General features: G+C 40.2%; 22 protein-coding genes. 16 read left to right on the forward strand and 6 right to left on the reverse strand.

All coding sequences use genetic code 11. The annotated features are described in order from the left end of the window. Positions 1–15: 15 nt before the first annotated feature. Positions 16–588: a CYTH domain-containing protein gene (locus tag I6N96_RS15675; protein ID WP_209558509.1), complete on the reverse strand. Its 573-nt coding sequence runs from the start codon at positions 586–588 to the stop codon at positions 16–18. 177 nt (positions 589–765) lie between these two features. On the opposite strand from I6N96_RS15675, the gene yjbM reads away from it, so the two are divergent. Genes yjbM through mgtE form a run of 4 tightly spaced genes read left to right on the forward strand, consistent with a single transcriptional unit; the run spans position 766 to position 4519 of the window. Then, positions 766–1419, forward strand: coding sequence for a GTP diphosphokinase (gene yjbM / locus I6N96_RS15680; protein WP_209558510.1), 654 nt, complete (start codon positions 766–768; stop codon positions 1417–1419). Between the two features lie 28 nt (positions 1420–1447). Then, positions 1448–2245, forward strand: a complete 798-nt coding sequence (locus I6N96_RS15685; protein WP_209558511.1) for an NAD kinase — start codon at positions 1448–1450, stop codon at positions 2243–2245. A gap of 7 nt (positions 2246–2252) precedes the next feature. Beyond that, complete coding sequence (locus tag I6N96_RS15690) at positions 2253–3140, forward strand: RluA family pseudouridine synthase (RefSeq protein ID WP_209558512.1); 888 nt, start codon at positions 2253–2255, stop codon at positions 3138–3140. 17 nt (positions 3141–3157) lie between these two features. Next, complete coding sequence (gene mgtE, locus I6N96_RS15695; protein WP_209558513.1) at positions 3158–4519, forward strand: magnesium transporter; 1362 nt, start codon at positions 3158–3160, stop codon at positions 4517–4519. Between the two features lie 90 nt (positions 4520–4609). On the opposite strand, the gene I6N96_RS15700 is transcribed toward mgtE, so the two are convergent. Continuing rightward, a complete protein-coding gene (locus tag I6N96_RS15700; RefSeq protein WP_209558514.1) occupies positions 4610–5251 on the reverse strand; it encodes a copper homeostasis protein CutC in 642 nt (213 codons plus the stop codon). 246 nt (positions 5252–5497) lie between these two features. On the opposite strand from I6N96_RS15700, the gene I6N96_RS15705 reads away from it, so the two are divergent. After that, positions 5498–6343: a methyltransferase domain-containing protein gene (locus tag I6N96_RS15705; protein ID WP_209558515.1), complete on the forward strand. Its 846-nt coding sequence runs from the start codon at positions 5498–5500 to the stop codon at positions 6341–6343. Between the two features lie 234 nt (positions 6344–6577). Further along, positions 6578–7084, forward strand: a complete 507-nt coding sequence (gene trmL / locus I6N96_RS15710) for a tRNA (uridine(34)/cytosine(34)/5-carboxymethylaminomethyluridine(34)-2'-O)-methyltransferase TrmL (RefSeq protein WP_209558516.1) — start codon at positions 6578–6580, stop codon at positions 7082–7084. A 231-nt stretch (positions 7085–7315) separates the two neighbouring features. Here the strand turns inward: trmL and I6N96_RS15715 are convergent, their stop codons facing one another. Then, positions 7316–8224, reverse strand: coding sequence for a hypothetical protein (locus I6N96_RS15715; RefSeq protein ID WP_209558517.1), 909 nt, complete (start codon positions 8222–8224; stop codon positions 7316–7318). Between the two features lie 73 nt (positions 8225–8297). Further along, positions 8298–9083 (reverse strand): hypothetical protein, encoded by a 786-nt coding sequence (locus I6N96_RS15720; RefSeq protein ID WP_209558518.1) that lies wholly within the window; start codon positions 9081–9083, stop codon positions 8298–8300. 245 nt (positions 9084–9328) lie between these two features. On the opposite strand from I6N96_RS15720, the gene I6N96_RS15725 reads away from it, so the two are divergent. Then, positions 9329–10663 carry a dihydrolipoyl dehydrogenase family protein gene (locus I6N96_RS15725; protein WP_209558519.1) on the forward strand — a complete coding sequence of 445 codons (1335 nt, stop codon included), beginning with the start codon at positions 9329–9331 and terminating at the stop codon, positions 10661–10663. 53 nt (positions 10664–10716) lie between these two features. Here the strand turns inward: I6N96_RS15725 and I6N96_RS15730 are convergent, their stop codons facing one another. Continuing rightward, entirely contained in the window at positions 10717–11145 is a 429-nt protein-coding gene (locus tag I6N96_RS15730) for a GNAT family N-acetyltransferase (protein ID WP_209558520.1), read from the reverse strand. A gap of 203 nt (positions 11146–11348) precedes the next feature. On the opposite strand from I6N96_RS15730, the gene I6N96_RS15735 reads away from it, so the two are divergent. Continuing rightward, positions 11349–11975, forward strand: coding sequence for a histidine phosphatase family protein (locus tag I6N96_RS15735; protein ID WP_209558591.1), 627 nt, complete (start codon positions 11349–11351; stop codon positions 11973–11975). 36 nt (positions 11976–12011) lie between these two features. Then, a complete protein-coding gene (recD2, locus tag I6N96_RS15740) occupies positions 12012–14624 on the forward strand; it encodes an SF1B family DNA helicase RecD2 (protein WP_430650168.1) in 2613 nt (870 codons plus the stop codon). Positions 14625–14709: 85 nt separating this feature from the next. On the opposite strand, the gene I6N96_RS15745 is transcribed toward recD2, so the two are convergent. Then, positions 14710–15678, reverse strand: coding sequence for a diacylglycerol/lipid kinase family protein (locus I6N96_RS15745; protein ID WP_209558521.1), 969 nt, complete (start codon positions 15676–15678; stop codon positions 14710–14712). Between the two features lie 97 nt (positions 15679–15775). On the opposite strand from I6N96_RS15745, the gene I6N96_RS15750 reads away from it, so the two are divergent. From I6N96_RS15750 to I6N96_RS15780, 7 genes are all read left to right on the forward strand, one after another. Next, positions 15776–16258 carry a GNAT family N-acetyltransferase gene (locus I6N96_RS15750; protein ID WP_209558522.1) on the forward strand — a complete coding sequence of 161 codons (483 nt, stop codon included), beginning with the start codon at positions 15776–15778 and terminating at the stop codon, positions 16256–16258. Positions 16259–16274: 16 nt separating this feature from the next. Next, positions 16275–16670 (forward strand): GNAT family N-acetyltransferase, encoded by a 396-nt coding sequence (locus tag I6N96_RS15755; RefSeq protein WP_209558523.1) that lies wholly within the window; start codon positions 16275–16277, stop codon positions 16668–16670. Positions 16671–16815: 145 nt separating this feature from the next. After that, positions 16816–17016 (forward strand): PLDc N-terminal domain-containing protein, encoded by a 201-nt coding sequence (locus tag I6N96_RS15760; protein WP_209558524.1) that lies wholly within the window; start codon positions 16816–16818, stop codon positions 17014–17016. Continuing rightward, positions 17016–17927, forward strand: a complete 912-nt coding sequence (locus I6N96_RS15765) for an ABC transporter ATP-binding protein (RefSeq protein WP_209558525.1) — start codon at positions 17016–17018, stop codon at positions 17925–17927. The genes I6N96_RS15760 and I6N96_RS15765 overlap by 1 nt, the downstream gene beginning before the upstream one ends. Further along, a complete protein-coding gene (locus I6N96_RS15770; RefSeq protein WP_209558526.1) occupies positions 17924–18691 on the forward strand; it encodes an RNA-binding protein in 768 nt (255 codons plus the stop codon). The genes I6N96_RS15765 and I6N96_RS15770 overlap by 4 nt, the downstream gene beginning before the upstream one ends. A 189-nt stretch (positions 18692–18880) precedes the next feature. Then, complete coding sequence (locus I6N96_RS15775) at positions 18881–19468, forward strand: helix-turn-helix domain-containing protein (protein WP_209558527.1); 588 nt, start codon at positions 18881–18883, stop codon at positions 19466–19468. A 146-nt stretch (positions 19469–19614) separates the two neighbouring features. Further along, positions 19615–20583 (forward strand): sugar-binding transcriptional regulator, encoded by a 969-nt coding sequence (locus tag I6N96_RS15780; protein ID WP_209558528.1) that lies wholly within the window; start codon positions 19615–19617, stop codon positions 20581–20583. Positions 20584–20819: the final 236 nt, after the last annotated feature.

A 20819-nucleotide genomic window follows, 5' to 3' on the forward strand; every position in this document is an offset into this window, starting at 1 on the left:
GTCGTTACAAGTGCGTTAAGAAGAGGACAACATCATTCTCTGGATTTTATTGGGCGCGTTGGTTTCTTTGATGTTCAAAGTATTTAACAAGCCTTCGAAAGCTAATCTTCCAGATACAGCGTCGGTAACTTCTAACTCTAATTCAAAATCGTGATCATTGTTATACCAGCTTTCATCAAGAGCTAATAAACCTTGGGGAAGTTTTTTTTGTGCTCGCTTGGTTTTCAATTGACCGATTTTATGTAAGGGAGTAACAATATTCAATTGTGCTAGTTTTTGAAATACTTCACTGTGTTCAGGGAATATTTCAGATTGGATGATCTCATCAGCCTGCTGTAGGGAAATGTTATCTGTGATTTCCAACAAGCCAACCTTATCAGGAAGCTTCAAGGTAATCTCCGCACCATCAGCAAAAGATCGAATCCGTAAACCAGCATTCATTTGCTTCAACTGTAAGTCAGATGTATCAAAATACGTATTCACCTGAACGAAGAAATCTTCTTCTCTAAGTTGAAAGTAGTCAGTGATTCGGAAAAATGTCTCTTTTGAGAGCATCGTTTTATATTCAATTTCTAAATTTTCGCTCAAGGAGACTCACCTTCTTCTGTACCTAATTCTTACATAGATCAACTAGTTTCGTCAAGGAAAGTGACTGATATGTTTGATTTTTTTGATAATTCTCACAATGGAATAAAAAATCCTTTTTTTCTTCGGTCTATGGTAAAATAAGCATTGGGTCAAATTCAAAGAAATTGAGGGAGAAATATGGAGAAAGACTGGGAACTTTTTCTTGCGCCATATGAACAAGCCGTTGGAGAAATGAAAGTAAAATTACGGGGTATCCGTAAACAATTCAATGAGCTTAACAGGCACACCCCTATCGAGTTTGTAACAGGACGAGTAAAGCCGGTAGACAGCATTTTAACGAAGGCAGAATTGAGAAAAATTCCGCTTGATCGATTAGAAGAGGAAATGCAGGATATTGCCGGATTACGGATCATGTGTCAGTTTGTGGAGGACATTTACCAGGTCGTGGAAATTATTAGAAATCGTAAAGATCTGGAAGTTATTCAGGAACGAGACTACATCACCAATAAGAAAGAGAGCGGCTATCGTTCGTATCATTTGGTGATTGCCTACCCTGTTCAACTGATAACGGGAGAAAAAAAGATATTAGCAGAAATACAGATTCGAACATTAGCTATGAATTTTTGGGCTACAATTGAGCATTCATTAAACTATAAATACCATGGAGATTTTCCGGAAGAGCTGAACGACAGACTTCAACGAGCTGCTGAGGCAGCGTATCAACTTGATGAGGAGATGTCTAATATTCGTGAGGAAATTCAGGAAGCACAGCACCTCTTTTCTCATGGCCGAGGAAAATCCGCCAAAGCATATCAGAAAAAGAAAAAATAAAGGTCAAACGTAGACGGGAGACAAGATCATGAAGGTAGCGATCGTTCATAACAATGAAGAAAAATCTAAAAGAGTGACACAGCAGCTGCTGATTCTTTTAGAGCGAGAGCAGATCGAAGTGTCTGAAATAGATCCTGAACTGGTCATCTCTGTAGGTGGGGACGGCACGCTGCTTTCTGCGTTTCATCGGTTCAATCATCTTTTAGATAAGGTAAAATTTCTAGGTGTGCATACTGGTCACTTAGGTTTTTATACGGATTGGCGAGACTATGAGCTGGAAGAGTTAGTTTCCAGCTTTTTGATGGAACAGGAAAAAAGCATCAGCTATCCTTTATTAGATGTGAAGATCAAGTTTTGTGATGAAAATCCTGACAGACATTTTTTAGCATTGAATGAATCAACAATCAAGCGGTCCAATCGAACAATGGTGGCGGATATTTATATCAAAGATGAACTGTTTGAGCGTTTCAGAGGCGATGGACTATCTGTCTCTACACCAACAGGCTCGACCGCTTACAACAAAAGTATTGGCGGTGCAGTGATCCATCCCAGTATCAACGCTTTTCAGTTGGCTGAGATTGCGTCGTTGAATAATCGTGTTTTTCGAACGCTGGGCTCTCCGATGGTTATTGCAGATTCTGAATGGGTATCGATCGATTTACGAGGCGGCAGTGACTATTTGATTACTGTGGATCAGTTGAATATCTATCAGGAAAACATTGATTCGATCCACTATCGAATTGCAGATGAACGGATTCACTTTGCATCATACAAACACATGCACTTCTGGCACAGAGTCAAGGATGCATTTATTAGCGAGGATTAGAAGAAATATGGAATTTCAATGGGTATTCACAAAGGAAGAGCCGCAGCAAATCAAATCTTTTTTAAAAGAAAAAGGTGTGTCGAAGGGCTTGCTGGCAAAAATAAAATTTCAGGGTGGACGAATCATGGTCAATGACCAAGTTGAGAATGTATTGTTCAAACTCTCCTCCGGTGATCAGGTGGCTATCGCGATTCCTGACGAAGGAGAGCATGAAACGATGCTGCCGTCTGAAAGTCCGGTGGATATTTTATTTGAAGACGAACATTTTTTAGTTGTAAACAAGCCGGCAGGTATTGCATCTATTCCATCTCAGTATCATACCAGTGAAACTATGGCCAATCAGGTAAAGGGCTATTATCAAAGGCAGAAGTATAAGGATCAGGTGATCCATATTGTTACCAGATTGGATAGGGATACCTCAGGAGCGATGCTCTTTGCAAAGCATGGCTTTGCCCACGCACTGCTTGATCAGCAGCTGAGACAGAAGCAAGTCGTCAAAATCTATCACGCACTTGTTGGAGGAGCGGTTGATTCTTTAGCTGATCATGGCGAAATCGTCGCGCCAATCAGCAGAGATTTGTCTTCTTTATTGAAACGAATGGTTTCCGAGGAAGGAAAATATGCAGAGACAGAATATTGGCTGACAAAGAGGGAAAAAGAGATCGCTTTTGTAAAAATTCGACTTCATACAGGTCGAACGCACCAAATACGAGTACATTTTGAAAGCATCGGCTGTTCCTTGCTGGGGGATGAACTTTATCACGGTTCAATGGAAAAAGGGATAGCACGTCAGGCACTTCATTGCAGTCATCTGAGCTTTGTTCATCCATTTACAGGAGAAACGCTGAGTATTGATTCAGCTCTGGCGGAGGACATGCAGGAGATTATCGATTAAAGAGGGAGGTTAGAGGGATGAATGAAGGACAGGAAATCGAAGAGCAATTTGAGCTGTTGCTGACCTATTTGAAGCAGGAGCAGATGAATGAATTTCGGGAAGTCTTTTTGAACCTTCACATATACGAGCAGGGACAGTTCTACCAATCTCTTGAATCTGAGGATCGTAAAAGAGTATATAATTATCTGTCTCCAAAGGAACTGGCAGACATGTTCGACGTGATCGAAGAAGACAATGAGGACATGAAGGATTATATCGCAGAAATGCGTCCAAATTATGCAGCGGAAATGCTTTCAGAAATGTATACGGATAATGCTGTAGATTTACTGAACATGCTGGATAAAGGCCAGATGGCAAAATACTTAAGCTTGATGAGTGCAGAGGATGCCAGCGAAATCAAAGAGCTGCTCCATTATGAGGATGATACCGCCGGTTCGATCATGACAACGGAATACGTATCGATTGTTGCCAATCAAACGGTACGTTCGGCCATGTACGTTTTGAAAAATCAGGCAGATGTTGCTGAAACGATTTATTATGTATATGTCGTTGATCAGGACAATCGACTGGTTGGGGTTATTTCTCTAAGAGATTTGATCGTCAATGATGATGATACGATGATCAGTGAAATTTTGAGTGAACGGGTGATTTCTGTTCATGTAGGCGATGATCAGGAGGACGTGGCGCAGACGATTCGTGACTATGACTTTCTGGCATTACCGGTCACTGATTACGATGATCATTTATTGGGAATCGTTACAGTTGATGATATTATTGATGTTATTGATGATGAAGCGGCAAGTGACTATTCTGGTTTGGCCGGGGTCGATGTCGAGGAAGTCAGTGAAAATCCGCTTAAGGCGGCATCTAAGCGCTTGCCTTGGCTGATTACATTATTATTCTTGGGAATGTCTACAGCGACTCTTATCAGCCATTATGAGACACTGGTCAGTGAAGCGAGTATTTTGGCTGTCTTTATTTCTTTAATTACAGGGACTGCTGGGAATGCAGGAACACAGTCATTGGCGGTAGCTGTTCGGCGTCTAGCTGTAAGTGATGAAAAGGATAATAATTTCAGTCGTCTGATTGTCAGTGAGGTTCTTACAGGGGCTGTGACAGGTGCAATCACCGGTTTGACAATATTTATTGTTGTCGGTATTTGGAAACAAAATTTTCCCTTAGGCTTTGTGATTGGTATGGCAATGCTTTGTGCAATCACAGTTGCGAACTTGGCGGGAAGCTTGATTCCTATGTTGATGGATAGGCTTGGGTTTGATCCGGCAGTTGCAAGTGGTCCATTTATCACAACCTTGAGTGATTTGACGAGTGTTCTTATTTATTTTAATATTGCCAGTATTTTTATGGGCTACTTTACATGAAAAAATACCTTCCGATATTTAGACATCCAGTCTAGCTGTCGGAAGGTATTTATTTTATGGCGCTTGAATAGATCCTATTAGTAAAAGCTATTACTCATTGATAGCAATGATTTTAGTACCGTGTACTTCGTCGACATTTAGTGCTTCTTTAACTTGATCCAGGTTTTGGTAAGAGATACCCCCGCCGGGTAGGATGATGATTCTTTCTGCGGCATAAGCAATCAGCTCTTTAAGATGAGGAATGTTTTCCTCGATTGGTGTTCCAGCAGATCCGCCGTGTGTCAGAATCCGATCAACACCGCGCTCAGCTAACCAGTCGATCGCCTTGAATTGGTTTTCCTTGCTTAATGAGTCGAAGGCCATGTGAAAAGTGATTTGCAGTCCTTCAGAGGTCTCAATCAATAATTCCAATGCTTCCTCGTCCAACCAGTTTGTATCTGTCAGACAGCCGAAAACTACACCGTCTGTTCCAATTTTTTTTGCTTCAATCAAGTCAGTATGCATAATTTTCAATTCGATATCATTATAGACAAAGTTGCCTCCACGGGGGCGGATCATCGTCATCACAGGAACAGAATGTTCACCTGCATATTGAAGAGCTTCCTCGATCACACCTGTACTTGGCGTCGTTCCTCCTACAGCAAGATTATCACATAGCTCGATTCTTCCTGCACCACTGCGGATCGCAGCCGGGATATCTGTAAAATTTTCTGCACAAAATTCTTTGATCATTTCGATCACTCCTTCTAATCATTCGATTCTATTTAGTTAATAGGAAGTAGTATTACCGGAGGAAATCATAAGGGTTGATTGACTCATAACCTATTTCGATTTATCCATAGGCATTGTAACACATTTTTGGATGTTGCCAAAGCGGCCTTCTCATTGTAAGATAAAACAGAATGAAATCATGAGAACTCACTTGAAAATATCCGTTGTCGGGATTTCCAGAGGTTCTAGCAAATAAAGGAGCAAAGAATGCTGAAAAAAATTGATAAGGCAAAAGAATTTTTACTTGAAAATAGCCAGCTGTTTCGGTGTCCTATTTGTCACAGCTCGTTTTTACAGAAGGATTATGCCTTGATTTGTACTGAAAATCATCGATTTGATTTATCGAAAAAGGGAACGCTGTATTTTCTTAAAACCCACGTACAAACAGACTATGATCAGCAGATGTTTACACATAGACAGGCAATGATCAAAAGCGGGATGTATGAGAATATGCTTGCGGAAATCGCCCCATACATGGATGGCAAAGAGATTGTTCTGGATGTTGGCTGTGGAGAAGGAAGCTTTCTTACGGAGTTGTCAAAGCTCAGCACGGCAAAGGTAAAAATAGGCTTCGATATTTCCAAGGAAGGAATTTATCTTGCAACAAATCAGCCAGTCGATGCATTTTGGTGTGCGGCAGATTTGACGAATCTTCCTTTTGCGGATCAATCTGTTGATTGTATTTTGAACATCTTTTCACCATCACATTATAAAGAGTTTGAACGTGTGCTGAAACCGGGAGGTCAGGTAGTTAAAATCGTACCGGAAACAGATTATTTAAAAGAGCTGCGAACGGCATTCTTTCCTAATGATCAAAAGAAGCAGACCTATTCGAATCAAAAAGTGATCGATAAGTTTTCTGAGTCTATGAAGTTGATTGCTGACAAGCGGCTAACGACGGTCTTTGATATACCTGAAGAACGGCGTTTGGATTTATTGGAGATGTCTCCTTTAGAGTGGCAGGCTGATCCGGAAATCAAGGCTGGGCTGAAGAAGCAGCCTTTGAAAAAAATCACTGTTGACCTGCGCATGTTAGTTGGCGAAATAAGGTAACGCTTACAAAAAATTAATTTGTGAAAAACTATTGCAAAGCTCTGTTATTGGTGTTATATTACATACAAGTTGTTTTTTCATTGGTTTTTATCAGGTTCCTGTTCTGATAAAAGTTAGTGAAAAGATCTTCACTAACGTAGCGACTCGCAGTGATTTAACACCGAGGCGGTACGTTTTTTTATTGTCTAAAAATTGCATAAAAACAGTCAATTGCCTACGGAAAGGAAAGATAAAATGACAAATCATATCGTTCTATTCGAGCCGCAGATTCCGGCAAATACAGGGAACATCGCACGGACATGTGCTGCAACAAATTCTCCGCTACATCTCATCGAGCCGTTAGGTTTTTCTACGGACGACAAGCATCTGAAAAGAGCTGGATTGGACTATTGGCATGATGTAGCGATCACCTATCATAAGGATTTGCCCTCCTTCCTGGCATTTATTGGTTCAGAGCCGCTGCATTTGATTACGAAGTTTGCAAATAAGGTATACAGCGATGAGAATCTTTCAGATGGCAGAAACCATTATTTCATGTTTGGTAAGGAAACTACCGGGTTACCGGAGGACTTCATGCGTGAAAATGAGGAAAAGTGCTTAAGAATACCAATGAACGATGAGCACGTGCGATCATTGAACCTCTCTAATACCGCTGCATTGATAATTTATGAAGCCTTGCGTCAGCAGGCTTTTCCAAATCTTGAACTGAAGCATCATTACGAGAATGACAAGCTGGATTAGTTGTTTACAGCTGATTAGCTTGATTGATACAATCACAGAGAAAAAAAGAGAGTGGGACAATAATCTGTTGCCACTCTTTTCCATACCCTAAATCCGAATAAACGGCGAGTCAGAAGTAGCTCCTACGACAATAAGCCGGAATTCAACAAAAATTTGTGAAACAATTTTCGTGAATTCCGGCTTATTGCTTGTAGCTAAACACTTCTGTCTCAGCCTCTTTTTAGCTAATGATTAATTTAAAGCTGCTTTCATTGTATCGATATAGTCTGCTAAGCCATCTCTATAGCTTTTAAGGTAGCTGACAAGGGTGTCTTTCCCAACAAGGGCACTTGTACCTAAGTCTTCATATTGCTTCTTCTGCTCTTCAAGGGCAGCATCGTATTCTTCTTTCATGCTGGTAAAGGCACTTTCGTCATAAAGGACAGTACCTTTGAAGACTTCCTCATATTCAGATAGGTAGTTTTTAATGATTTTTTGATAGATATCTAAATAATCTTTATATGTCTTGATTGCTTCAATATCTTTATCAGCAATGTTCAGACGAGAGCCGCTGCTTTCAGTTTTAGCAGCTTTTTCACTGGTCTTTGTTTCTGAACTTGAGCTTTCACTCGATTCTTTGGAAGAAGAGGATGACGAGCTTTCTGTATCCTTGCTTCCGTCAAAATCATGATCAGTATAGCCTACAGTGATTGTAGCACCTTCTTCAGCATAGTAGCCGGTATCGTTTAAGTCTAAGCCGTCAGAAGTGCTTAGGTATTCTGCTCCGGAGTTGCTTTCCAATTGATAACAGTCGCCTTTGGAAATTTTCTTTTTATTGGTAGTGGCAGCACTGTCAAAGTTTTTAACAACAAATTTTACCTTCAGTCCTACTTCTTTAAATTCAGCTTCTACTTGGTCCTTTGTTTTGAAGTAAGGATCAGGTACTTTTACCATGCCTTCCAGGATATCATCAGATGAATCTTCTTCTGTCTCTTCAACAGCATCTGCTGCTTCCAATTCATCGATTTTTTCAGTTAATGAAGCGATATTTTTTTCAAGTTTATTGATTTTACTTTCTAGTTTCGATGTATCTGTACTGCCGCAGCCTGTAAGTACAAGCCCGCACAATAGAACCAGACCTAACCCCGTGATTTTTTTCATTTCCATTTCCTCCTAATTTTAACAATGACTATCTTTGTACGACTTTCTCATAGATGATAAGACTATGAATGTTTTAGAAATTTGGTTCAATGCTGTCGTTCTTTTTAACATCTTTTGCAATTTCTTCAGCCGTATATGTTTGAGAAGCAATAATGCTTCTATCAGAAGAGTTCAAGCCGCTTTCAGAGTAGATATTGATATTCACGCTTTTTTCTTTACTGCTAATCTGATAGGACATGATACCGTCTATTTTTGCGCCTGATTTGATACTTAATCTAGTATTGGCATATAAATCCTCAAACTCTTTATAGTATTCCACATAATCTGAGGAGTATAGAGAATCTTCTGAGATATCGTCTTCCTCCAAAACGTCAAAATAGTATGGAACAGAGCCGCTAGGTTTCAACTTATCATCACTCAAATTTTCTACAGTATAATAAATGACCGCCATCACTTCAGAATCATTAACAGAAGAAAGAATATTTCCAATGAACTTGACATCAGTTACGGTTAGTTTCACATAGTCATCTTCAATAACTGTACCTTTAACTTTATCTGCTGAAGCTGTTGATTTCTCTTCAGATTTACTTTCTTTTGTTTCAGAGCTTTCTTTGGTTTTTGAGCTGTCCGTTGTTTCCTTGGATTCCTTAGTAGATTCCTCTGTTTCTTCTTCAGAACTCTCAGAAGTGCTGCTTGCAATGCCGTTTTCACTTAGCTCGTCGACTTTACTGTGCAGTGAATCCACATTCTTTGTAATCTTATCTAATTTTTCTTCCAGCTTTGATGTGTCTGTACTGCTGCATGCAGAAAGTGCTATCCCGCAGAACAGAACTAACCCTAAATAACCCATTTTTTTCATTGTTTAACCCCTTTTCATAAAATAATAGCTAATATAACACAATCTATTTAAAGATTAGCATAGAGACAAGACTAATGTAAACTTCAGATTTTATAAAATAAACAAAAAAAATTGAGAATGATACTAAAATAATGTAGTTTAACGCTCTTGATAGTCTCAGGAAGAAATAATCAGCTCCTTTTATTCGTAACTATTTTTCTCCTTCGATATAATAAAAGAAAGAGCGATGGAGGAGGAACAGAGAAATGAGCAATCAATTTGACGTAATCATTATTGGCAGTGGTCCTGGCGGGATGGCTGCAGCGTATGATCTTCATTCAGCTGGCAAGAAAGTTGCAGTCGTTGAATCAGATAAATGGGGTGGTACTTGTCCAAACAGAGGCTGTGATCCAAAAAAGATACTCTATCATGCAGTAGAGGTTCAGCAAAGTACGAACCAGTTGATCGGCCGTGGGTATAAGGAGCAGCCTGCAATCAATTGGGAAGATCTAATGGCATTCAAGGAAGAGTTTACTTCGGCAGTACCAAAGGAGCAAAAGGGCGGGTTAGATAGCTTTGGTGTTGAAACGATTGAAGGGGTTGCGGTATTTGAAGATACCGATACGATTCTTGTGAATGGAGAAAGATATACAGCAGACACCTTCATTATCGCTACTGGTCAACGTTCAGCGATAGTAGATATTCCCGGCAAGGAGCTTATGGAAACCAGTACAGAGTTCTTGTCTATGCCTCATCTACCGAAGACAATGATTTTTATCGGTGGCGGTTATATTACCTTTGAGTTGGCAAATATTGCACATAGTTGCGGTAGTGAAGTCCACATCCTTCATCATAATGAACGTCCTCTGAAGGGATTTGACCGTGGTCAGGTACAGAGCTTGATCGAGGGATTGAAGAAAAAGGGGATCATCTTCCACTTCAACGAATCTGCAGTTGATATCAGGAAAGCTGGAGAACGGCTTACCGCTACATTAGCTTCTGGGAAGGAAATGACAGTAGACAAGATTATTTGTGCTACAGGAAGGATTCCCAATCTGGAAAACCTGAATTTAGAAAAAATCGGCGTAGATTATTCCAAAAAGGGACTGACAGTGGATGGTTTTCTGCGGACAACTGCAGCCAATATTTACGGTCTGGGAGACTGTTTGGCGAAGCAGCAGCCAAAACTGACACCTGTTTCCAGCTTTGAGGGAAGTTATCTGGGAAGATTATTAGGTAAGGGGATAGAAAAAGAAATAGTGTATTCTAAAATACCAACCATTCTATTTGCTGCTCCCAAGCTGGCACAGGTGGGGAAAGTTGTTATTGAGGAACAGGAAAAAGAGAACTATCAAGTGACCGAGGTGGATATGTCAAGCTGGTTTACCTATAAACAAAGGAACGAATCGATCGTTAAGGCGAAGATCGTCATTGAAAAAACCACTGGATTGCTTGTGGGAGCTTCTGTTTTGAGTAATGAGGCGGATCAGCTTATCAATCTCATGACATTGATGATCAATGATAAGGTGCAAGCGGATCGTCTGTCAGAGCAAATCCTGCTGTATCCGACAGTTGCCAGTGATATCGGTTATTTGTACTAAAGAAAAAAACGTGTTTGGAAGCTGATATCATTCCTGCTTCCAAACACATTTTTTTATTTATCATGATTCAACCGTTTTTCCAAATAGTATTTTGTAGTCCCTTTAAATGGGGAATCGGCTAATTGACCAAACACTGTGTATCCATGCTTCTCATAAAAATCTTTTGCTTGATAGTCCTGTGTGCTGATTGTAATGATTTCAGCTTTTTGCTCCTGAGCAAATTGTTCCGCTTGAAGCAGCAGCTTCGAACCTAAGCCGTGCTTTCGATAATTTTTATCTACTGCCAATAGCGAGACATGGGTTGTGTTCATCCAGTTAGTGGCAGTGACGCCTCCAATATAGGCACCAGCTTCATAAGCTACAAGCGAAAAATCAGTAGGCTTGTGCTGAGCGACACCTGTAACTTCTATCTGGTGCGCATCCAAAAGTGAAATCAGCTTTTTTTCATTGGTTTCTATAGCAAGTTTCTCAAATTCAATCATTTAACCACCTCCGCCTTTAGTATAAAGGATTTATATGGAAATAGAAACACTGTCTAGTGCTCTGTTGAAGAGAAGTACAACATCTTTATGATTTTGATGGAAAGTGTGTTTCAGGAGCTAACGCGCATGGATATTTTTGAGTGAAAATGATACACTGGATAGTATTGAACATGGAAACAATGACAGTGGGGGAATACAGAAAAATGGACTTATACTTTACTAGACATGGCAAGACAGAATGGAATCAGGAACTACGCTTTCAAGGAATGACCGGCGATTCGCCATTACTTCCTTCAAGCTATGAGGAAATAAAAAAACTAGGGAATGAAATCAAGGATGTTCCCTTTAAAAAAATATATTCAAGTACTTCTTTACGGGCAAGAACGACAGCTGAGGGATTGCAGGCGGAGTTGAGCAATCCGGTTGAGATCATTTATACAGATGACTTGAGAGAACTGGGACTTGGACAGTTGGAGGGACAGCTGATCAAGGAAATGCGTACCCGTCATACGGAACAGTTGGGAAATATGCGATATAATCTAGCGGAATATGACCCTAAAGGGTTTGAGGGTGAACGAATTGAATCAGCAATTGCCCGTATTTCAGATGTCGTAAAAGAGGCTGTGAAAACTGGTGAAGGTCCTTACCTATTTGTTGGGCATGGTGCTTCTTTGACAGCAGGAATTCAACATTTATCAGGAAAAAAACTGGCTGAGTTAAGGGAAATGGGTGGACTGAACAATAACAGTCTAACGATTTTAAAAACTGCTGAGCCGAAAAATGAGCTCCCATTTGAAATGATTCTATGGAACGATGATTCTTTCTTATGATCGGATAATCCCAGAGATAAGTAGGAGGTGACAGAAATGCTGATGGATGAACACGAGGAACAAAAATACATTGCGGGGAAGCTGGAGGCAATCTTTTTTCAAAACCCCAGTAATTTTTACAAGGTACTTTTAGTGACTGTGACGGATACCAATACAGATTTCTTAGAGAAGGAAATCGTCGTTACAGGAAGCTTTGGTGATATTCAGGAAGAGGAGCCGTATCGTTTTTTTGGCGAATTTATCGATCACCCTCGGTATGGCCGACAATTTCAAGTAGACAGCTATAGACAGGAGCGTCCAACTTCAGCAAACGGTGTCGTTGCCTATCTTTCCAGTGATAAATTTCCCGGGATCGGGAAAAAGACTGCTGAAAAAATCGTTGAAGTATTGGGAGAGGAGGCTATCGATCGAATCATCGAAGAGCCTGCTCTTCTTGAACAAATCCCTCAATTGAATGCAAAAAAACAGGCGTTGATTCTCGATACAATTCGTTTGAATCATGGAATGGAGCAGGTAATTGTTGGGTTGAGTCGCTATGGCTTTGGCAGTCAGCTGGCATTCAATATCTATCAAACCTATAAGGAAGAGGCAATGACGATTGTTCAGGAGAACCCTTATCAGCTAGTTGAGGATATCGAAGGTATCGGCTTCAAGCGTGCAGATGGGTTGGCAGAGCAGATCGGGATTCGGGCAGATTCGGATCAGCGTGTTCGAGCAGCTATTGCCCATGAGATTTTTCAGCATTCTGCCCGTTCTGGAAATACATATGTAGAAGCGGAAGTCTTACTGCAAGAGGTTATCCAGCTTTTGGAAGCTAGTAGACCTGTAGAAATCTCTCCAGATCAGGTTGCGAGTCAGATCATTGCTTTGGTGGAAGAGGGGAAAATTCAACAGGAAGAGACGAAGCTGTTTGAAAACAGTCTTTATTTTTCTGAATGGGGCATAGGAACTTCGATTCAACGACTACTGACAAGGAAAAAAGAAATATCTTATGAAACGGAAGAAGTGCAAAAAACGATCCGTATGATTGAAAAGCAGCTAGGTATTGTTTACGGAGAATCCCAGCAGGCAGCAATCGAAGACGCGATCAAATCACCGCTCTTTATTTTGACTGGAGGGCCGGGCACGGGGAAGACAACCGTTATTAACGGGATTGTCAATTTATTTGCAGAGCTGAATGGTCTATCTTTAGACATCAAGGATTATACACAGGATATGTTTCCTATACACTTAGCTGCGCCAACAGGGCGAGCTGCCAAACGAATGAACGAGACGACTGGACTGAATGCAAGTACGATTCATCGTTTGCTTGGGCTGACTGGTAGAGAAAAGAATCCAAGTATGAGTGCGAAGGAGCTTGAAGGGGGACTTTTAATCGTCGATGAGCTGTCGATGGTTGATACTTGGTTAGCCAATACCCTATTCAAGGCAATTCCGACAAATATGCAGGTCATTCTTGTAGGAGACAAGGACCAGCTGCCTTCTGTTGGACCGGGACAGGTGCTGCATGATCTCTTGGAAATTGAAGAAATTCCAAGTGTGGAACTGACGGAAATCTATCGACAGGGAGACGGCTCAAGCATCATCCCTCTTGCTCATGAAATCAGGCAGGGGTATTTGCCTTCAGACTTTACACAGAATCAAAAGGATCGCTCTTTCTTTCCTAGCGATGCCTATCATATTGAGACTTACGTACGGCAGATTGTGACGAAGGCAAAGCTGAAGGGGTTCACTGCGCAGGATATTCAACTACTGGCACCTATGTATCGAGGGGCAGCAGGCATTGATGCACTGAACAAAATGATGCAGGAAATCTTTAACCCGAATGATGGAACAAAGAAGGAAGTTGCCTGGAATGATACGGTTTATCGAATCGGTGATAAGGTACTTCAGCTGGTCAACTCCCCTGAGCTAAATGTATTTAATGGCGATATGGGAGAAATCGTTGGGATCATCACAGCGAAAGAGTCTGAGGATAAGGTCGATGAGCTCGTACTTCAATTCGATAATACAGAAATCAGTTATAAAAGAAACGAGTGGAATAAGATCACCCTTTCTTACTGCTGCTCGATCCATAAATCTCAAGGCAGCGAATTCAAGATGGTCATTTTGCCAATGGTCAGACAATATCACCGCATGCTGCAGAGAAATCTTTTATACACGGCTGTGACTAGAAGTAAGGATATTTTGATTCTTTTAGGGGAAGTCAGTGCTTTTCAGGAATGCGTGAAAAGAGAATCTGCCAGTCGCAAAACCGTTTTAAAGGAACGAATCGTTGAAGCAGGAAACATGTCTTTAACAATCAGAACACAGCTTGAGGCCTATGAAGAAGGTCTTGCAAGTGATTCGCCGTTTTCTGATGTTGGCGATACAGTTCATGAGGCTTCTGCTGCACCGAAACCAAAGGCAGTGATCAATCATGTGGTTGAAGAGGAATCGGCAGACTATGATTCTGCACCAGCTAAGAAAAGAGTACCGGAAAAACCAGCTGCACAGGAGATTTCCCTATTTGATGAGGCTCAAGCGACAGTTGAGGAGAAAATCGATACGGAGCTGGACTGGCTGCTTACAGAGCAGAATGTCAACCAGCAGACGATCGATCCAATGATTGGTATGGACGGTGTTACACCGATGGATTTCATGAATTGAATAAGGTCTAAGAAGAATAGCTATTAAATATAAAAGACCATTGGAAGAATAGGACATTTCCAATGGTCTTTTATAAATGATTTACTTAGCTGTTTGTGAACCAAAACAGGCCTTCATGAATAGTGAAGGTAATGTCCAGATTTTGATTACCCAGAATCTCACCATCTGCATGAACGAATTCCGGAATAGTAGAAACGATTCGCAGCTTGCTTGTCTGGTAATGATGAAAATACTTTGATTCCATATGTTTTTTTCGTGAAAGTAAAAAAATCAACCAGAAAATTTTAAAAATGTTTATCCGTTCCACTAATACAAGATCAATTATTGGTTTTCTTGGATCAGCAGTAGGCGCAATTGCTACTCCACCGCCAAAATAGGGATGGTTGGTAACTGTACATAAAAATGCTCGGCTGAAGTTCATACTTTTTCCATTCATGTCGATCAGGACAGGGAAGCCTTTTTGCGCAAATAAAACCTTTAGAATGGCTACAAGATAAGAAAGCGAGCCCATATTGAATTTATTCAATGTCTTTTTAGTTTTTGATGTGTTTGCTGCTTGAACAATCGCAGCGTCCAAGCCCACGCCTACGTTATTTACAGCGAAGCCCTTTTCTTCCTGAATCGCATCGTTATATTGAATGATTTGAATGGGTTGAGGCCCTTGCGCTCTAAGTATTTGAGATAAGCCTTTCTCCAACTGACGCTCGATTCCTGTTCCTCGTGCAAAGTCATTTCCTGAGCCGCAGGGCAGATAACCTACTGGAATGTTTGGATTGATTTCATAGAGAGCATTCACTGCACTATGAAGCGTACCGTCGCCGCCCATGATGACCAATAAGGGGAACTGTTCGTATTCCTGATCTTTTTTCCAGGGAATCAGTGTGTCTTCCGCAAGCTGCTGTACGATCAGCCGTTCATGTCCGGCGTATTCTGTATAAAAAATGGTATGTGTAACTGACAATAATTTTAATTGTTTTTTTAATTTATCCGCAACCTTTTTACCGTTCCCACTGCCGGCTTGCTGGTTGATGATGAGATATAGATGCTTCTCCATAACTACCTCCTGTACAAATGTTTATTATAACAGACTGAAGGAAGATTGTAAGTAAAAGGTGCTTGTTTATAAGGTTTGAAATAGTAAGGAGGAACAAATGAAGACGATTTTATTTGATAAATTTACAACAAATGATTTTTCCGATTATTACTGTCTGGTTTCTGATGAAAGAGTGATGGCTCAAATCACAGAAAGAGCAATTCCTGAGGTAGAAGCAAAGGAGAACTATGAAAAGCTGCTCATTAGAAATCAGGAAACAATTGATTTCGGTTCATTTAGGGTACTGGATAATGAAACAAACGAATTCATTGGTTTAGCCCATCTGACTCCTAAAGGAAACGATGAGGCTGAAATAGGTTATATGTTTTTGCCGAAGTATTGGCGGCAAGGGTATGGGAAAGTAGTAGTGAAGGAGCTTCTTCGGCTGGCTGCGACCTCTGATTTTACGGTGCTTACAGCGATGATCGACCCTGAAAACACAGCATCGAAAAGATTGTTGGAAACAAATGGATTTCAAACAGAATTTTTGGGTGTGATGGATGAATTATCGACAGAGATATTGAAAAAACGACTACACTAAAAAGGAGGGAACATTGATGACTGAAATTCGAAACTATCAGGAAGCTGATTGGCAAAAGCTGCTGCAGCTGATTTTGAGTGAAGGGGATGAATGGAGCGATTATTCATCTGAAGGAACAAGAGAAAGCTATCGTTTAGCAGTAAAGGAATCCTCAACTTTTGTTGCATTTGCTGAAGATGTTCTGGTCGGTTATTGTCGTTGTAGGATTGACGGGTCATTTGGTGTTTATATTTGTGACCTGTTGGTAAATCAACAGTTTCGCGGTAGAAAAATTGCGCAGCAGCTGATGGAGCAGGTGTGTAAAGAATATCCGGAGCAAATCATTTATGTCATGTCGGATGTTGACGGTTTCTATGAGAGCAAGGGATATCGAAAAGAAGGCAGTATTTTTGAAGTGAAAATAGTAGAATAAAAGTTTTTTTACTTTTATCCCATGACAGATAAGTTGATAATACGATTTTAAGAGAGTGCTTGCCTAAAGTGCTCTTTTTTGTTGCTATTTTATATTATTTGTATTAGTATTGATAATACAAATAATATAAAAGAAGGTGCGAACGATGAATGAACTTATCCAATATTTACCATATCTTATTCCTTATTTCCTTGTTTCTTTTAGTTTATCGATCATTGCTTTAATAAATGTGTTGAAGAATAGGCGCTTTCGCTTTGGAAATGTTTGGCTGTGGGTTTTGATTGTCTTATTATTACAGATCATTGGGCCGATCATCTACTTTTTAGTTGGAAAAGAGGACGAATAATGAATATTTTGGAAGTTAAAAATATCAGAAAAAGCTTTGGAAAGGAAGATATCCTTAAAGGGATCAGTATCGAAGTTCCTGAGCATTCTATTTATGGATTTGTCGGAGAAAACGGTGCAGGTAAAACGACAACGATGAATATTATTTTAGGCTTGCTGCAGGCAACTTCAGGAGAGGTGATCGTGGATGATAAGAAGGTGAACTATAATGATCAAATAACAAATAAGGAAATCGGCTACTTGCCAGATGTGCCGTCTTTTTATTCTTATTATTCAGCGAGAGAGTATCTCTATCTGATTGGTCAGCTTACAGGAATCGAAAAGAATGTGTTGAATCAACGGGTAGATGAACTGTTGCAGCTTGTGAATTTGAAAAGCGGAAAGCGACGGATCGGTAAGTTTTCCAGAGGAATGAAGCAACGACTTGGTTTGGCGCAAGCATTGTTGAATCGGCCGAAGCTGATTATTTGCGATGAGCCGACATCAGCATTAGATCCTATTGGAAGAAAAGAAGTATTGGAGCTGATGAAGTCATTGAAGCATGAGACAACGATTTTATTTTCCAGCCATATTCTTGAGGATGTGGAAAAAATCAGTGACCAAATAGCGATTTTACATGAAGGAAAAATTCAATGTGCCGGAAGTATGCTGGAATTGAAGCAGGACTATCCGATGAATGGTTTCATGATCAGCTTTGAATCGGAGAGAGAAACAGCTGCATTTATGGATATGTTCAACAATGAGTTTGATATTCAAGCAGAAAACGGGATGCTGACGCTTCTTACAGCTCCTGATCAGGAAACGGGCCTTAGACTGATGGCATTTTTGAATGAAGAGCAAATCGTTCCAAAAACTTTTACACGATTAGAACCTACGTTAGAATCGATTTTTATGGAGGTGACAGGGGCATGATGTATTTTACTTTAATCAAAAAGGAAGCTGTTGAAGCTTTTCGAACCTATCGTTTCCTGATCATTATCAGTATTTTTGTTCTGTTTGGACTAATCAGTTCCATCACTGCAAAGCTGCTGCCCGAGATCATCCAAAGCTTAGGCAGCGGGATTGAAATCAATTTACCGGAGCCTAATGTTTATGATAGCTGGCTGCAGTTTTTCAGCAATCATAGTCAGATGACGTTAATCATTTTTCTGATCACATTTGGGAACGCCTTAGGAAAAGAACTGACAAATGGGACATTGGTTCTTCTTGTGACAAAAGGAGTCAACAGAAATACAGCGATGCTTGCAAAGGTGATTTATCAGTCTGTTTTATGGTTAGGCGGTCTGCTTTTGTCCTTTACTATTACCTATTTGTACAATCTACTATTGTTTCCAGGAGAACAGCAGGCAATTTCTACTTTGCTTTTCTACCTATTTCAGCTGTGGCTGTTTGGTTTTTTGTTTCTGTGTATTATCAATTTTGGTCAGGTGCTTTTACCCAAGTCACAGGGGGGCTTGCTGTTAGGATTTACCTTTTTAGTTCTCTTTTTTATAAGCAATATATCATCAGCCTTGGCTAAGCTCAATCCGCTGAAGCTGATCGAGGTAAGCATGGAAGGGCTAAAAACTAGTGTAGATTTCAGTAATAGTCAATGGCCAATTCTTTTGGCAGTCGGCTTGAGTTTACTTCTACTCATTGGCGCTGTGTTACGTTTCAAACGTGTTTCGATTTATTAGATTTTCAAGATTCTCTGTTCATATTTTTTGTAGATCGTTGATTATTATCAACGATCTTTTTTTAGCTGCAATCCTTGCTATAATAGGATGCTTGAGATTCGAGCTTGCATATTTTACCCACTGCAAGTAAGATTAGCTTGAAAATAAAGTGTTATTTATTTAAGTTTGTGTTGAGAGGGGATCATAACAATGTCATTAGGTGCACAATTGAAAAATCGCAGAGAGCAGTTGAACCTGACCCAACAGGAGGTAGCAGACCAAATCCATGTTTCCAGACAAACTGTTTCAAATTGGGAGGTAGGAAGAAATTATCCGGATATCCCAACGATCATTCAGCTCAGTGACTATTATGATGTCTCTTTAGATGCATTACTTAAAGGAGATGAACATCTAATGAAAAAAATGAATGAAGATGCAGAGATATTGAGGAGGGTAAAAAAGCGCAAGGTTCTGGATGGTCTGTTGATAGGAGTCATTGCGCTGCTATTCTTACTGGGAGTGATTGATAAAATCAACTTTACAGCAAATTGGATACCGGTCATCTTGATCGCCGTTTTATATCTGCTGACAGTCATTCGCTATTTTATTATTATTCCCAAGGATTCTTTGAACAGCGGGTGGCATTCTCCAATTGTTGTCCCTAAATCACTTGGTGCCGGCTGGGCGTTCAATCCTCGGAATCCCATCGGTTTGTTTCTCTACATCGTGATTTTTATCGGTATTCTTTGGTTGATGATCAGCAGCTGGGCAGATCGAGGCTTATTTACAGGTAGATGATTTTTCTGACTGATAAAATGGTAAAGCAGATATGTAAGCAGTTGCTTATGTATCTGTTTTTATGTTTATTAGGATGTAACGGTGTTTAATCTCGCCATTGATTTTATGGTATAGTATAGGCGAAAGAATAGCAGGTGGTGACTAGGATGAGGGAAGAAAAGAAAAAGCTGTTGGCAAAAGCTGCATATCTATATTATGTCGAGGAAAAGACACAGAATGAAATTGCTGAGGAATTAAATATTTATCGGACAACAATCAGCAGAATGCTGAAGCAGGCTCAAAAGGAAGGAATTGTAAAGATTCATATAGAAGGAATCGATTCAGAAATCTTTTCTTTGGAGCAGCATGTAAAACAGAAGTACGGCTTGAAGCAGATAGAAATCGTTTCAGTGGGTAAAGAAGAAACCGAAGCTGAAAAGGATGAGCAGTTGTCGCAGACAGCAGCTTATTTTATCAAGCGCAATATAGAGCCGAACATGACTGTGGGTGTATCCTGGGGAGCAACACTAGGGAAAGCGATCAGCCGAATCGAAAATAAGCGAATTGGCAACACAACGATTGTCCCTATCGTCGGTGGTCCAAGCCATGTCAACTCTCAGTATCATGTGAATACACTGGTTTATGAGTTGGCGCGTAAGCTGAACGGACAAAGTATTTTTGTAAATGCCACTGTTATTCAAGAGACTAAAAAGCTGAAAACGGGTATCTTTGAGTCTAAATATTTCGGCGAATTGAAGGAGCATTGGCAGCGTTTAGATATGGCAATTGTTGGAATCGGCGGATCACTTAGCTTTAAAAAAAGTCAGTGGCGAGATTTACTGACAGAGGAGGATTATGAAGCCCTTCGATTAAGAGAGGCTGTCGGCGATTGCTGCTGCCGATTTTTTGATCAGGACGGTAAGCTTTTGACAGGCGATCTATACGACCGAACCATTGGACTGGATTTGAAGGAATTGTCAAAAATCCCTCATGCCGTTGGTATTGCCAGAGGAAAGGTCAAAGCAAAAGCAATACTGGCGATGATCAAAAGAGGTTATATCCATTCACTTGTCACTGATCAAGAAACGATACTTGAAGTACTGCGTTTAGATAAAGATTCAACCTTTCAAGTATAGAAAAGGGCTGTCGTTGCTTGAAAATCTAAAGACCCGAATACAGCTAATTAGTAAAAAAGTCGACAACTAGACAAAAAATGCTGACAAAAACAAACTGCACATTTGTGCAGTTTGTTTTTTTAGTTTAGGAACAATTCAAAAAAAGTGAGAGATAACTGGGGATGTATCCATGTGTGGAAAATAGGATTTCTCCAATGTTGAAGGATTTATTTTGGGTGCTTATGATGGAATAGAAG

The sequence above is a fragment of the Enterococcus larvae genome, from assembly GCF_017830045.1.
Taxonomy (GTDB): domain Bacteria; phylum Bacillota; class Bacilli; order Lactobacillales; family Enterococcaceae; genus Enterococcus_L; species Enterococcus_L larvae.

Excerpts from the sequence above, each read along its gene's own strand:
- I6N96_RS15750 (WP_209558522.1), top strand. The coding sequence starts at position 15,776 with ATGAAGACGATTTTATTTGATAAATTTACAACAAATGATTTTTCCGAT.
- I6N96_RS15720 (WP_209558518.1), bottom strand. The coding sequence starts at position 9,083 with ATGAAAAAAATGGGTTATTTAGGGTTAGTTCTGTTCTGCGGGATAGCA.
- I6N96_RS15690 (WP_209558512.1), top strand. The coding sequence starts at position 2,253 with ATGGAATTTCAATGGGTATTCACAAAGGAAGAGCCGCAGCAAATCAAA.
- I6N96_RS15730 (WP_209558520.1), bottom strand. The coding sequence starts at position 11,145 with ATGATTGAATTTGAGAAACTTGCTATAGAAACCAATGAAAAAAAGCTG.
- I6N96_RS15770 (WP_209558526.1), top strand. The coding sequence starts at position 17,924 with ATGATGTATTTTACTTTAATCAAAAAGGAAGCTGTTGAAGCTTTTCGA.
- recD2 (WP_430650168.1), top strand. The coding sequence starts at position 12,012 with ATGCTGATGGATGAACACGAGGAACAAAAATACATTGCGGGGAAGCTG.
- I6N96_RS15715 (WP_209558517.1), bottom strand. The coding sequence starts at position 8,224 with ATGAAAAAAATCACGGGGTTAGGTCTGGTTCTATTGTGCGGGCTTGTA.
- yjbM (WP_209558510.1), top strand. The coding sequence starts at position 766 with ATGGAGAAAGACTGGGAACTTTTTCTTGCGCCATATGAACAAGCCGTT.
- I6N96_RS15760 (WP_209558524.1), top strand. The coding sequence starts at position 16,816 with ATGAATGAACTTATCCAATATTTACCATATCTTATTCCTTATTTCCTT.
- I6N96_RS15765 (WP_209558525.1), top strand. The coding sequence starts at position 17,016 with ATGAATATTTTGGAAGTTAAAAATATCAGAAAAAGCTTTGGAAAGGAA.
- I6N96_RS15780 (WP_209558528.1), top strand. The coding sequence starts at position 19,615 with ATGAGGGAAGAAAAGAAAAAGCTGTTGGCAAAAGCTGCATATCTATAT.
- I6N96_RS15705 (WP_209558515.1), top strand. The coding sequence starts at position 5,498 with ATGCTGAAAAAAATTGATAAGGCAAAAGAATTTTTACTTGAAAATAGC.
- I6N96_RS15755 (WP_209558523.1), top strand. The coding sequence starts at position 16,275 with ATGACTGAAATTCGAAACTATCAGGAAGCTGATTGGCAAAAGCTGCTG.
- trmL (WP_209558516.1), top strand. The coding sequence starts at position 6,578 with ATGACAAATCATATCGTTCTATTCGAGCCGCAGATTCCGGCAAATACA.
- mgtE (WP_209558513.1), top strand. The coding sequence starts at position 3,158 with ATGAATGAAGGACAGGAAATCGAAGAGCAATTTGAGCTGTTGCTGACC.
- I6N96_RS15725 (WP_209558519.1), top strand. The coding sequence starts at position 9,329 with ATGAGCAATCAATTTGACGTAATCATTATTGGCAGTGGTCCTGGCGGG.
- I6N96_RS15745 (WP_209558521.1), bottom strand. The coding sequence starts at position 15,678 with ATGGAGAAGCATCTATATCTCATCATCAACCAGCAAGCCGGCAGTGGG.
- I6N96_RS15775 (WP_209558527.1), top strand. The coding sequence starts at position 18,881 with ATGTCATTAGGTGCACAATTGAAAAATCGCAGAGAGCAGTTGAACCTG.
- I6N96_RS15685 (WP_209558511.1), top strand. The coding sequence starts at position 1,448 with ATGAAGGTAGCGATCGTTCATAACAATGAAGAAAAATCTAAAAGAGTG.
- I6N96_RS15700 (WP_209558514.1), bottom strand. The coding sequence starts at position 5,251 with ATGATCAAAGAATTTTGTGCAGAAAATTTTACAGATATCCCGGCTGCG.
- I6N96_RS15735 (WP_209558591.1), top strand. The coding sequence starts at position 11,349 with ATGGACTTATACTTTACTAGACATGGCAAGACAGAATGGAATCAGGAA.